Genomic DNA, 12,352 nt, shown 5'->3' with positions numbered 1-12,352 from the left:
GCACAGGGTGCTCCCCCAAGGAGTCTCCCGTGTTGCCGTCTTTCTCTCCCGCTCTGCTCGCGCTCGCCGACGGCACGGTCTTTCGTGGTTACTCGATCGGCGCCCCGGGTCATACGATCGGTGAAGTCGTGTTCAATACGGCCATCACCGGTTATCAGGAAATCCTGACCGACCCGAGCTACTCCCGCCAGATCGTCACCCTCACGTATCCGCATATCGGTAACGTCGGCGTCAATGCCGAAGACGTCGAAGCCACGAAAGTCCATGCCGCCGGTCTGATCATCCGTGACCTGCCTGTACTTGCCTCGAACTTCCGCATGGAGCGCACGCTTGGCCAGTATCTGCAGGACGAAGGCGTGGTCGCCATCGCCGGCATCGATACGCGCAAGCTCACGCGGATCCTGCGCGACAAGGGTGCGCAAAACGGCGCAATCCTCGCCGGTTCCGACGACGAAGCCCGTGCTATCGAACTCGCACGCTCGTTCCCGGGCCTCGCGGGCATGGATCTCGCCAAGGTTGTCTCGACCGACAAGTCGTACACCTGGAACACCACGGAATGGCGTCTGGGCGAAGGCTACCGCACGCAATCGGAGCCGAAGTACAAGGTCGTTGCTTTCGACTACGGCGTGAAGCAGAACATCTTGCGCATGCTGGCCGAGCGCGGCTGCGACGTCACGGTGCTGCCGGCGCAATCGACTGCTGAAGACGCGCTCGCGCTGAACCCGGACGGCGTGTTCCTCTCGAACGGCCCCGGCGATCCGGAACCGTGCGACTACGCCATCAAGGCGGCCCAGGCCTTCATCGAGCGCGGCATCCCCACCTTCGGCATTTGCCTCGGTCACCAGATCATGGGCCTCGCCGTTGGCGCGAAGACGCTGAAGATGAAGACGGGTCACCACGGCGCGAACCACCCGGTCAAGGATCTGACCGATGGCCGCGTGGTCATCACCTCGCAGAACCACGGCTTCGCAGTGGACGCCGCCACGCTGCCCGCGAACGCGCGCGTCACGCACGTGTCGCTGTTCGACGGCACGCTGCAAGGTTTCGAGCTGACCGACAAGCCGGCATTCTGCTTCCAGGGTCACCCGGAAGCGTCGCCTGGCCCGCAGGACATCGGCTATCTGTTCGATCGCTTCACGGCGCTGATGGACAAGGCGAAGGCTTAAGCGCCAATCCGCGCCCACGCCAGCAAGAACGAGTAGAGCAGGGTGCGCAGCGAGCCGCAGGCAACACACGCGGCCCACGCGCGCACCGGGGCGGCAGGCAAGGCAGGACGGCCAGCCGCCAGACGTAAAAGACACAGGAATATTTAGCGAGAGCGTTATGCCCAAGCGGACAGACATCAAGAGCATTCTCATTATCGGCGCGGGTCCGATCATCATCGGCCAGGCGTGCGAGTTCGACTATTCGGGCGCGCAGGCATGCAAGGCGCTGCGTGAAGAAGGCTACAAGGTCATCCTCGTCAACAGCAATCCGGCGACGATCATGACCGACCCGAACACGGCCGACGTCACCTACATCGAGCCGATCACCTGGGAAGTGGTGGAGCGCATCATCGAGAAGGAGCGCCCGGACGCGATCCTGCCGACGATGGGCGGCCAGACCGCGCTGAACTGCGCGCTCGACCTGCATCACCACGGCGTGCTGGCGAAGTACGACGTCGAACTCATCGGCGCCTCGCCGGAAGCCATCGACAAGGCCGAAGACCGCCAGAAGTTCAAGGACGCGATGACGAAGATCGGCCTGGGCTCGGCGAAGTCGGGTGTCGCGCACTCGATGGAAGAAGCGCTCAAGGTGCAAGCTGAAATCGCCGAATTCACCGGCACGGGCGGCTACCCGGTGGTGATCCGTCCTTCGTTCACGCTGGGCGGCTCGGGCGGCGGCATTGCGTACAACCGCGAAGAATTCGAAGAGATCTGCAAGCGCGGTCTCGATCTGTCGCCGACGCGCGAACTGCTGATCGAAGAATCGCTGCTCGGCTGGAAGGAATACGAGATGGAAGTGGTCCGCGACAAGGCGGATAACTGCATCATCGTGTGCTCGATCGAAAACCTGGACCCGATGGGCATCCACACCGGCGACTCGATCACGGTCGCGCCGGCGCAGACGCTCACCGACAAGGAATACCAGATCCTGCGCGACGCCTCGCTGGCGGTGCTGCGCGAGATCGGCGTGGATACGGGCGGTTCGAACGTGCAGTTCTCGATCGATCCGAAGACCGGCCGCATGATCGTGATCGAAATGAACCCGCGCGTGTCGCGCTCGTCGGCACTGGCTTCGAAGGCCACCGGCTTCCCGATCGCCAAGGTCGCGGCGAAGCTGGCCGTGGGCTACACGCTCGACGAACTCAAGAACGAAATCACCGGCGGCGCAACGCCGGCATCGTTCGAGCCGACCATCGACTACGTCGTCACCAAGATTCCGCGTTTCGCGTTCGAGAAGTTCCGCGAAGCCGATTCGCGCCTGACCACGCAGATGAAGTCGGTCGGCGAAGTGATGGCGATTGGCCGCACCTTCCAGGAGTCGTTCCAGAAGGCGCTGCGCGGTCTGGAAGTGGGCGTGGACGGTCTGGACGAAAAGACCACCAGCCGCGACGAGATCATCCGCGAGATCGGCGAAGCCGGTCCGGATCGCATCTGGTACGTGGGCGACGCGTTCCGCGTGGGCATGACGCGCGAAGAGATCTTCGAAGAAACCGCGATCGACCCGTGGTTCCTCGCGCAGATCGAACAGATCATCCTGAAGGAAAAGGCGCTCGCAGGCCGCACGCTGGCGAGCCTCTCGAAGGACGAACTGAAGTACCTCAAGCAAAGCGGTTTCTCGGATCGTCGTCTGGCGAAGCTGCTCGGCGCGAACGCGGCCGACGTGCGCAAGCGTCGTATCGAGCTGAACGTGCGCCCGGTCTACAAGCGCGTTGACACCTGCGCCGCCGAATTCGCCACCAGGACGGCCTATATGTACTCGACCTATGAGGAAGAGTGCGAAGCCAATCCGACGAACAACAAGAAGATCATGGTGCTGGGCGGCGGTCCGAACCGGATCGGCCAGGGTATCGAGTTCGACTACTGCTGCGTTCACGCCGCACTCGCCATGCGCGAAGACGGCTATGAAACCATCATGGTCAACTGCAACCCGGAAACGGTGTCGACCGACTACGACACGTCCGACCGTCTGTACTTCGAGTCGCTGACGCTGGAAGACGTGCTCGAAATCGTCGACCTGGAAAAGCCGGTTGGCGTGATCGTGCAGTACGGCGGCCAGACGCCGCTGAAGCTTGCGCTGGATCTGGAGGCGAACGGCGTGCCCATCATCGGCACCTCGCCGGACATGATCGATGCGGCTGAAGACCGCGAGCGTTTCCAGAAGCTGCTGCAGGACCTGGGCCTGCGCCAGCCGCCTAACCGCACCGCACGCGCCGAAGACGAAGCGCTCAAGCTGGCCGACGAAATCGGCTACCCGCTGGTCGTGCGCCCGTCGTACGTGCTGGGCGGCCGCGCAATGGAAATCGTCCACGAGCCGCGCGACCTCGAACGCTACATGCGCGAGGCCGTGAAGGTGTCGAACGATTCGCCGGTGCTGCTCGACCGTTTCCTGAACGACGCGATCGAATGCGACGTGGACTGCATCTCCGACGGCACGGACGTGTTCATCGGCGGCGTGATGGAGCACATCGAACAGGCGGGCGTGCACTCGGGCGACTCGGCCTGCTCGCTGCCGCCGTACTCGCTGTCGAAGGAAACCGTCGACGAACTCAAGCGTCAAACGGCCGCCATGGCCAAGGCGCTGAACGTGGTCGGCCTGATGAACGTGCAGTTCGCAATCCAGCAAGTGCCGCAGGACGATGGCTCGAAGAAGGACATCATCTACGTGCTGGAAGTGAATCCGCGCGCTTCGCGTACCGTGCCGTACGTGTCGAAGGCGACCAGCCTGCCGCTCGCGAAGATCGCGGCGCGCGCGATGGTCGGCCAGAAGCTGGCGGATCAGGGCGTGACGAAGGAAGTGGTGCCGCCTTACTTCAGCGTGAAGGAAGCGGTGTTCCCGTTCATCAAGTTCCCGGCTGTCGATCCGGTTCTCGGACCCGAAATGCGTTCGACCGGTGAAGTGATGGGCGTGGGCAAGACCTTCGGCGAAGCGCTGTTCAAGTCGCAGCTCGCGGCGGGTTCGCGTCTGCCGGAATCGGGCACGGTGTTCATCACCGTGATGGATTCGGACAAGCCCAAGGCCGTGGAAGTCGCGCGCATGCTGCACGAACTCGGTTACGCGATTGTCGCCACGCGCGGCACCGCAGCCGCGATCGAAGCAGCCGGCGTGCCGGTCAAGGTCGTCAACAAGGTGAAGGATGGCCGTCCGCACGTCGTCGACATGATCAAGAACGGCGAGATTTCGCTGGTCTTCACGACTGTCGATGAAACCCGCGCAGCGATCGCCGATTCGCGTTCGATCCGCATGAGCGCACAGGCGAACAAGGTCACGTACTACACCACGATGTCCGGCGCGCGCGCCGCCGTCGAAGGTCTGCGCTACCTGAAGAACCTGGAAGTCTATGATTTACAAGGCCTCCACGCTCGCCTAAACTAAAGCTTCGATTGTCTGTCCAATACGAACGAGGCAGGCAAACATAGCTGAATGTGCCGCGGTTAAGCGGCGTCCCAACAGGGTTCTCAGGCTGCGCCAGCATGCGCCGCCGCCCTTGCGGGATGCACTTAACCGCGGTGATTTTTTTTATGGCCGCAATGTATTTGCATGCGGCATCACTAGGGCCCCAAGCGGCTGAACGAGTTGTTTATGAGCACGATTCCCTTGACCAAGCGCGGTGCGGAGCAGCTTCGCGGAGAACTGCAACACCTGAAGTCCGTCGAGCGTCCGGCGGTCATCAATTCGATCGCCGAAGCGCGCGCCCAGGGCGATCTGTCCGAAAACGCCGAATACGACGCAGCGAAGGAAAAGCAGGGCTTCATCGAGGGCCGCATCGCTGAAATCGAATCGAAGCTGGCCGCTGCGCAAGTGATCGATCCGGCCACGCTCGAAGCCGATGGCCGCATCGTGTTCGGCTCGACGGTCGATCTCGAAGACCTCGAATCGGGCAATACGGTCACGTACCAGATCGTCGGCGACGATGAAGCCGATCTCGAACACGGCCTGATTTCGGTGAGCTCGCCCATCGCGCGCGCACTGATCGGCAAGTCGGAAGGCGACGTCGCGGCCGTGCAGGCGCCCAGCGGCGTGCGCGAGTACGAAGTCATCGAGGTTCGCTACGTCTGACGAGGCGCGATCATGGGTCACGATGTGAGAAATGACGTGAGCGCCGATCTTCGCGCGGCGGCGCCTGGCACATCGCTCGTGCCGCATCGCCTGTTCGCGCTGCTCGCCATGTTGTGGGTGGGCAGCCAGCTGACCATCGGCTATGCGGTGGCGCCGGTGCTGTTCAGCTCGCTCGAGCGCATGTCGGCGGGGGCGCTCGCGGCCCAGCTGTTTCGCATCGAAGGCATGATCGGGCTGGTCTGCGGCGTGCTGCTGCTGGTGTTCGCGAATGTGTTCGTGCGGCGCGGGGAGCTGGGTTATCGCCGCCTGCGCTGGCTGCTGGTGGGCATGCTGCTGTGCGTGGTGATTGGCTACTACGCGCTGCAGCCGTTCATGAACGCCATGCGCATGAACGCGATGCAGGCGGGTGTGGACATTGCACACTCGGCCTATGCGAGCCGCTTCGGCATGCTGCACGGCATTTCGAGCCTGTTCTATCTGGTCGAAAGCCTGCTGGGCGCGTGGCTAGTCTGGCTGCTGCCGTCCACGCGACGCTGATCGGTCAGGGCGCCGGGCTGCCATCCATTGCGGTGGCGCAGGGCGAAAAAAAGCGCGGCACACAGGCCGCGCTTTCTTTTTTCGAACTGGCGTCGAGCTTATTTCGAACCCTGGTGGATGCGCTTCGAGCTGGTCTGACGCTTCTTGGCGCGCTTGATGTTGCCGCCTTGCGTGACGCGCTCATTGCCCTTGACCGTGACCTTTTGCGCCTTCGGCTTGCGCATCGGGTTCTCGCTGGGCTTGACGACCTTCACCACGCGCGGCGCGCGCTTGCCGGCTTCGCGTGCACTGGGCACGTCGCCGGACGGGCGCGTCACGGTGCCGCGGGCACCGGCGCGAGCCGTCGTGGTTTTCGCCTTGGCTTCCTCGGGCTTGTAGATCACGAGCAGCTTGCCGATATGCTGGACTGGCGCAGCGTTCAGGCGGTCGCAGATTTCATCGTAGATCGCGATGCGTTCTTCGCGCTCGTCGCCGAATACGCGGACCTTGATGAGCTGGTGCGCGCCAAGGTGAACCTTGATTTCCTTGATGACGGCGTCGGTCAACCCCTCGGAGCCGATGAGCACGACCGGTTTGAGGGCGTGAGCCTGGGAACGCAGTTCGGAACGCTGTTCGGCAGTAAGAGTGAGGGCGGGCATGGGATGTGGCAGACTCGACTAAAATGACGGCGCTCGTCGGACAGCCTGTCGGACCTCAAGGAAGAGGGGCAGGCACGGAAGGCGAAAGGCGCGTCGGAAACAACGGAAAACCGTGGAGAACGGCGTGGCGCGGGCTGATGCGGGCAGGTGTGGCGGTACGAACACGCTCACTCAGCCGCACGGGCCGCGACGGCCGCACGAATTAAACGCGTATTATCCGCTAAAAGCGCGACATCACGCAGCAAGAGTTCAATCTTTAATGGCAAAAAACCGCTTCAACACGTCGTGGCTGCACGACCATATCAATGATCCGTACGTGAAGCTGGCGCAGCGGGAGGGCTATCGTGCCCGCGCCGCCTACAAGCTCAAGGAAATCGACGAGCAGGACAAGCTGATCCGCCCCGGCATGGTCATTGTCGACCTCGGCGCGGCCCCTGGCAGCTGGAGTCAGTACGCGCGCAACAAGCTCGCGCAGAGCTCGAAGCGCGACGAACAGCGTCAGGGCGGCATCGACGGGACGATCATTGCGCTCGACATCCTGCCGATGGAACCCATTTCCGACGTGACCTTCCTGCAGGGCGACTTCCGCGAGGACAGCGTGCTCGAACAACTGGAAGAAATCGTCGATGGGCGTCCGGTCGATCTTGTAATTTCGGATATGGCGCCCAATCTGTCGGGAGTCGCGCTGGCGGATGCCGCGCGTATCGAACACGTCTGCGACCTCGCGCTTGAGTTTTCGCAGAATCATTTGAAACCCGATGGTGCCCTTTTAGTAAAATGCTTTCACGGCAGTGGTTACAGCCAGATCGTCGAGAAATTCAAGCATCAGTTCAAGGTCGTGGCCGCGCGCAAGCCGAAAGCTTCGCGCGATAAATCGTCCGAAACGTTTATATTGGGCAAACATCTGAAGCGACCCCGTTAACCTCGGGCATTACGCAAGGATCGGTTCCAGCACGTCAGGCGTCTTGCAAGGACTGTAAAAATCCGCCCGGAAATACTCCGGGACGTTGTCCCGGCAAGGCGCTCCGCCTATTTATGCCTTAGCGAAACGTTATGGCGAGGCCCTGCGTACTGGATTAGAATGCTTTGGTGGTGTCGCAAGGCAAATGTAGGCGCCCGTCTATGAGTGAAGGAGTGGTGCTTTGAACAACAACATGTTTTCGAAAGCAGCAGTGTGGCTGGTAATCGCACTGGTGCTGTTTACGGTGTTCAAGCAGTTCGACAAGCCCCGTGTCCAGGAAGGCGTTTCCTATTCGCAGTTCATGGACGACGCGAAGAATGGCAAGGTCAAGAGCGTCGTGGTGCAGGGGCGGAACCTCACGGTCACTCCGGCCGATGGCCAGAAATACCAGATCGTCTCCCCGGGTGACATCTGGATGGTCGGCGACCTGATGAAGTACAACGTGCAGGTGAGCGGCAAGGCCGACGAAGAGCCGAACGCGCTCGTCTCGGCGCTGTACTACCTCGGACCTACGTTACTCATCATCGTGTTCTGGTTCTACATGATGAGGCAGATGCAGGGGGGCGGCAAAGGCGGGGCGTTTTCGTTCGGCAAATCGCGAGCGCGGTTGATCGACGAAAACAACAACGCGGTCAACTTCTCCGACGTCGCGGGCTGCGACGAAGCGAAGGAAGAAGTGTCCGAGCTCGTCGACTTCCTGCGCGATCCGCAAAAATTCCAGAAGCTGGGCGGTCGTATTCCGCGCGGCGTGCTGCTGGTCGGCCCCCCGGGTACCGGTAAGACGCTGCTCGCACGTGCGATTGCCGGCGAAGCGAAGGTGCCGTTCTTCAGCATCTCGGGTTCGGACTTCGTCGAAATGTTCGTCGGCGTGGGTGCGGCCCGTGTACGCGACATGTTCGAGCAGGCCAAGAAGCACGCGCCCTGTATCGTGTTCATCGACGAAATCGATGCGGTTGGCCGTCATCGCGGTGCCGGTATGGGCGGCGGTAACGACGAACGCGAGCAGACGCTGAATCAGATGCTGGTCGAGATGGACGGCTTCGAGGCGAACTCGGGCGTCATCGTGATCGCAGCTACCAACCGTTCGGACGTGCTGGACAAGGCACTGCTGCGTCCGGGTCGTTTCGACCGCCAGGTGTATGTCGGTCTGCCGGATATCCGCGGCCGCGAACAGATCATGAAGGTGCACCTGCGCAAGGTGCCGATCGCCAACGACGTCGACGCAGCGGTGATCGCGCGCGGCACGCCGGGATTCTCGGGCGCCGATCTCGCGAACCTCGTGAACGAAGCCGCGCTGTTTGCGGCGCGCCGCGGCAAGCGCATCGTCGAAATGCAGGACTTCGAAGACGCGAAGGACAAGATCTTCATGGGTCCGGAGCGCAAGTCGGCCGTGATCCGCGAAGAAGCGAAACGTGCCACGGCGTATCACGAGTCGGGCCACGCGGTCGTCGCCAAGCTGTTGCCGAAGGCTGATCCGGTGCACAAGGTCACCATCATCCCGCGCGGTCGCGCCCTGGGTGTGACGTGGCAGTTGCCGGAGCACGACAACGAGACGTACTCGAAGGACTATCTGCTTGATCGTCTGGCGATCCTGTTCGGCGGCCGTGTGGCAGAAGAGCTGTTCATGAACCTGATCAGCACGGGCGCCTCGGACGACTTCAACAAGGCGACGCAGACGGCCCGCGCAATGGTCACGCGCTTTGGCATGACCGACGCGCTCGGACCGATGGTCTACGCCGACGACGAAGGCGAAGGTGGTCCGTTCGGCAAGGGCTTTACGCGTGCGATTTCGGAAGCGACGCAGCAGAAGGTCGACGCTGAAATCCGCCGCGTGCTGGACGAACAGTACAGTCTCGCCAAGCGTCTGCTCGATGAGAACCGCGACAAGGTCGAAGCCATGACCGCCGCGCTGATGGAGTGGGAAACGATCGACGCCGATCAGATCAACGACATCATGGCCGGTCGTCCGCCGCGCTCGCCGAAGAGCACGCCGTCTGCTGGCGATGCGTCCTCGTCGGGCGGCAACGCGGGCAGCGAAGTCAAGCCGGGCAGCAGCGCAACGCAGCCGGCCTGACCCACCGCGGGTTGCCAGATCGAGTAAAGTTGCGGGCCGGTGTGAGTTTCACACCGGCCCGTTTGCATTTCTGAGCGCATCTGCGACGTTGCCGGTGCGCAGCGTGGCTGCGCCGCTACGCCACCACTGGCGGCCGCATTTCGTTACACATCTGACGTTTCTTGACGTGCCCAATCTCATTTCGCAGGGTAATCTGCCCGAACCGCTGATCTGCGGTCGTTTCACGCTGACCTTCGAGCGTCCGCTCGTCATGGGGATCCTCAACGCGACGCCGGATTCGTTCTCGGACGGCGGCAGCTACATCGCCTTCGACGACGCCATGCGCCGTGCCGAACAGATGCTGCGCGACGGCGTCGACATCATCGATATCGGCGGCGAGTCGACCCGCCCCGGCGCACCTCCCGTGCCGCTCGACGAAGAACTCGCTCGCGTGATTCCGCTGGTCGAGCGCCTCAAGGACGCGGGCGTGCCGCTGTCTGTCGACACCTACAAGCCGGAAGTGATGCGTCACGCGCTGGCGGCTGGCGCCGATCTGATCAACGACATCTGGGGTTTTCGCATGCCGGGCGCCATCGACGCGGTGCGCGGGAGCAACTGCGGTCTGTGCGTGATGCACATGCTTGGCGAGCCGCAGACCATGCAGGCGGGCGAACCGGATTACACCGATGTGGTGCGCGAGGTGCGAGAATTTCTGGAAGCGCGCTGCGCCGAACTCGAAGGCGCGGGCGTTGCGAAAGCGCGTATCAGCGTCGACCCGGGTTTTGGTTTCGGCAAGTCGATGGTCGAGCATAATTACGCCTTGCTCGCGCATTTGCCCTCGACCGCGCCGGAGGTTGCCGCTGGCGTCGCGCCGTATCCGATCCTGGCGGGCATGTCGCGCAAATCGATGCTCGGCGCGCTGATCAATCGCCCGGCGTCCGAACGTGTGGCGGCGAGCGTGGCGGCGGCGGTGTGCGCGGCGCACAAGGGCGCGGCAATGATCCGCGTGCACGATGTCGCGCCGACCGTCGATGCACTGAAGGTCTGGGGCGCGATGCGCGAGGCCGAGCGGGCTTGAAGCAGGGCGTCGAAAGAACAGGGCGTGACCGGGCGCCAGAAGGCCCCGGGCGCCGTACAACAGTGTCAATGTGAGGTTTGAGGTATGGGACGTCGTTATTTCGGAACCGATGGGGTTCGCGGCAAGGTTGGCGTTGCGCCGATCACGCCGGATTTCGTGCTGCGTCTCGGCTACGCGGCGGGCAAGGTGCTCGCAGGGGCGGCTCCGGCTTCGGGCCCGCGCCCGGCCGTGCTGATCGGCAAGGACACGCGCATTTCGGGCTATATGCTCGAAGCGTCGCTGGAAGCGGGCTTGTCAGCCGCCGGTATCGACGTGATGCTCGCCGGACCGATGACGACACCGGGCGTCGCCTATCTCACGCGCGCGCTGCGTCTGGCCGCGGGCGTGGTGATCAGCGCCTCGCACAATCCGTATTTCGATAACGGCATCAAGTTCTTCTCCGCCGACGGCAACAAGCTGCCCGACGATGTCGAAACGCAGATCGAGGCACAGCTGGAACAGCCGCTCGATTGCGCGCCTTCCGAGCAACTCGGCCGCGCGCGCCGCCTGGACGATGCGCGCGGGCGCTATATCGAGTTCTGCAAGAGCACGTTCCCGCAGGCGTTCAGCCTGCGCGGCCTGAAGCTGGTGGTGGACTGCGCGAATGGTGCGGCCTACGACATCGCGCCGCACGTGTTCCACGAACTGGGCGCGGACGTGATTCCCATCGGCGTCTCGCCGAATGGCTTCAACATCAACGATGGCGTGGGTGCGACCGCGCCCGACGCGCTGGTGCGTGCGGTGCGCGCGAACCATGCCGATCTGGGCATTGCGCTCGACGGCGACGCGGACCGTCTCCAGATCGTCGATGCTCAAGGCCGCCTCTACAACGGTGATGAACTGCTCTACGTGCTGGTCAAGGACCGCATGGCGACCGACGGCAAGGTCGAAGGCGCAGTCGGCACGCTGATGACCAACCTCGCGGTGGAGCAGGCGCTCGACCGCCTGGGCGTGCGCTTCGTGCGCGCCAACGTGGGCGACCGCTACGTGCTGGAGCAACTGCGCGACAACGGCTGGCAGATCGGCGCGGAAGGCTCGGGGCACATCCTCTCGCTGGATCGGCATACGACCGGCGACGGCATCGTCTCCGCGCTGCTGGTGCTGGCGGCGATGAAGCGCAGCGGCCAGACGCTCGCGCAGATCCTCGACGGCGTCACCCTGTTCCCGCAGAAGCTCATCAATGTGCGCATCGCGCAGGGCGCGGACTGGAAGGGCAACACCGCGATCCAGAAGTCGATCGCCGACGCCGAAGCCGAACTCCAGGGCCGCGGGCGCGTGCTGATCCGCGCATCGGGCACCGAACCGGTCCTGCGCGTGATGGTGGAAGCGCGCGAAGAGCGCGACACCCTCCATTACGCGGAATCGATCGCCGACACCGTCAAGCGCGCGATCGCCTGACTTTTTTGAGTCCGCCCCGGCGGAAAAGGGCGGCATCTTGTCTGCGACAAGGTGCCGCGTCTGTATTTGCGGCCATCGCACCGCGGTCTGGCGCGACGCTTTTTTTGTCGTTCGAGCAAACGTTCCACCGACGGTTTCAGACGCCTTTCAATAGGTCGCACGACCCTCTACGTGTCCGACCCCGCCGTTTCGGCAAACGCCCGCCCCACGGGCTGCCGCATGCGTCAGCGCTCGCGCTGCAGGCATCAATGCGCCTGAAGTGAGCGTCTTCTTCATCTATCCCCCGCCTTTCAGCCGGTAATCGTACTGTCACAACTGCTTCACGAATCGTCACGGTACTGTCACAAAGAGGCCCTATTCTTCGCCCTGTCGTTCATCCGCTCACA

General features: G+C 63.0%; 9 protein-coding genes. 8 read left to right on the top strand and 1 reads right to left on the bottom strand.

The annotated features are described in order from the left end of the window. Window positions 1-29: 29 nt before the first annotated feature. From carA to F4827_RS00385, 4 genes are all read left to right on the top strand, one after another. Entirely contained in the window at window positions 30-1,166 is a 1,137-nt protein-coding gene (carA, locus tag F4827_RS00400) for a glutamine-hydrolyzing carbamoyl-phosphate synthase small subunit (RefSeq protein WP_183721073.1), read from the top strand. A gap of 157 nt (window positions 1,167-1,323) precedes the next feature. Next, window positions 1,324-4,578 (top strand): carbamoyl-phosphate synthase large subunit, encoded by a 3,255-nt coding sequence (gene carB, locus F4827_RS00395; protein ID WP_183721076.1) that lies wholly within the window; start codon window positions 1,324-1,326, stop codon window positions 4,576-4,578. 207 nt (window positions 4,579-4,785) lie between these two features. After that, window positions 4,786-5,262, top strand: a complete 477-nt coding sequence (gene greA / locus F4827_RS00390; RefSeq protein ID WP_183721080.1) for a transcription elongation factor GreA — start codon at window positions 4,786-4,788, stop codon at window positions 5,260-5,262. A 78-nt stretch (window positions 5,263-5,340) separates the two neighbouring features. Beyond that, window positions 5,341-5,799 carry a DUF4149 domain-containing protein gene (locus tag F4827_RS00385; protein ID WP_183721374.1) on the top strand — a complete coding sequence of 153 codons (459 nt, stop codon included), beginning with the start codon at window positions 5,341-5,343 and terminating at the stop codon, window positions 5,797-5,799. A gap of 98 nt (window positions 5,800-5,897) precedes the next feature. Here F4827_RS00385 and yhbY read toward each other — a convergent pair whose 3' ends face one another. Then, on the bottom strand, window positions 5,898-6,437 hold the full coding sequence (yhbY, locus tag F4827_RS00380) for a ribosome assembly RNA-binding protein YhbY (protein WP_183721083.1): 540 nt from the start codon (window positions 6,435-6,437) through the stop codon (window positions 5,898-5,900). A gap of 259 nt (window positions 6,438-6,696) precedes the next feature. Between yhbY and F4827_RS00375 the strand changes: the two genes are divergently transcribed. The 4 genes from F4827_RS00375 (at window position 6,697) to glmM (ending at window position 11,966) form a co-directional block, all read left to right on the top strand. Then, a complete protein-coding gene (locus F4827_RS00375) occupies window positions 6,697-7,359 on the top strand; it encodes an RlmE family RNA methyltransferase (protein WP_183721377.1) in 663 nt (220 codons plus the stop codon). A gap of 220 nt (window positions 7,360-7,579) precedes the next feature. Continuing rightward, window positions 7,580-9,472 (top strand): ATP-dependent zinc metalloprotease FtsH, encoded by a 1,893-nt coding sequence (gene ftsH, locus F4827_RS00370; RefSeq protein ID WP_183721086.1) that lies wholly within the window; start codon window positions 7,580-7,582, stop codon window positions 9,470-9,472. A 250-nt stretch (window positions 9,473-9,722) separates the two neighbouring features. Beyond that, window positions 9,723-10,529 (top strand): dihydropteroate synthase, encoded by an 807-nt coding sequence (gene folP / locus F4827_RS00365; RefSeq protein WP_260174943.1) that lies wholly within the window; start codon window positions 9,723-9,725, stop codon window positions 10,527-10,529. Window positions 10,530-10,613: 84 nt separating this feature from the next. After that, complete coding sequence (gene glmM / locus F4827_RS00360; protein ID WP_183721092.1) at window positions 10,614-11,966, top strand: phosphoglucosamine mutase; 1,353 nt, start codon at window positions 10,614-10,616, stop codon at window positions 11,964-11,966. Window positions 11,967-12,352 lie beyond the last annotated feature (386 nt).

Source organism: Paraburkholderia bannensis (genome assembly GCF_014200455.1).
In the GTDB taxonomy this organism is placed as follows: domain Bacteria; phylum Pseudomonadota; class Gammaproteobacteria; order Burkholderiales; family Burkholderiaceae; genus Paraburkholderia; species Paraburkholderia bannensis_A.
This window is presented reverse-complemented; position numbering and strand designations above follow the sequence as displayed.

Coding starts and splice junctions, on each gene's coding strand:
- carB (WP_183721076.1), top strand. CDS start 1,324: ATGCCCAAGCGGACAGACATCAAGAGCATTCTCATTATCGGCGCGGGT.
- greA (WP_183721080.1), top strand. CDS start 4,786: ATGAGCACGATTCCCTTGACCAAGCGCGGTGCGGAGCAGCTTCGCGGA.
- yhbY (WP_183721083.1), bottom strand. CDS start 6,437: ATGCCCGCCCTCACTCTTACTGCCGAACAGCGTTCCGAACTGCGTTCC.
- F4827_RS00375 (WP_183721377.1), top strand. CDS start 6,697: ATGGCAAAAAACCGCTTCAACACGTCGTGGCTGCACGACCATATCAAT.
- folP (WP_260174943.1), top strand. CDS start 9,723: ATGGGGATCCTCAACGCGACGCCGGATTCGTTCTCGGACGGCGGCAGC.
- glmM (WP_183721092.1), top strand. CDS start 10,614: ATGGGACGTCGTTATTTCGGAACCGATGGGGTTCGCGGCAAGGTTGGC.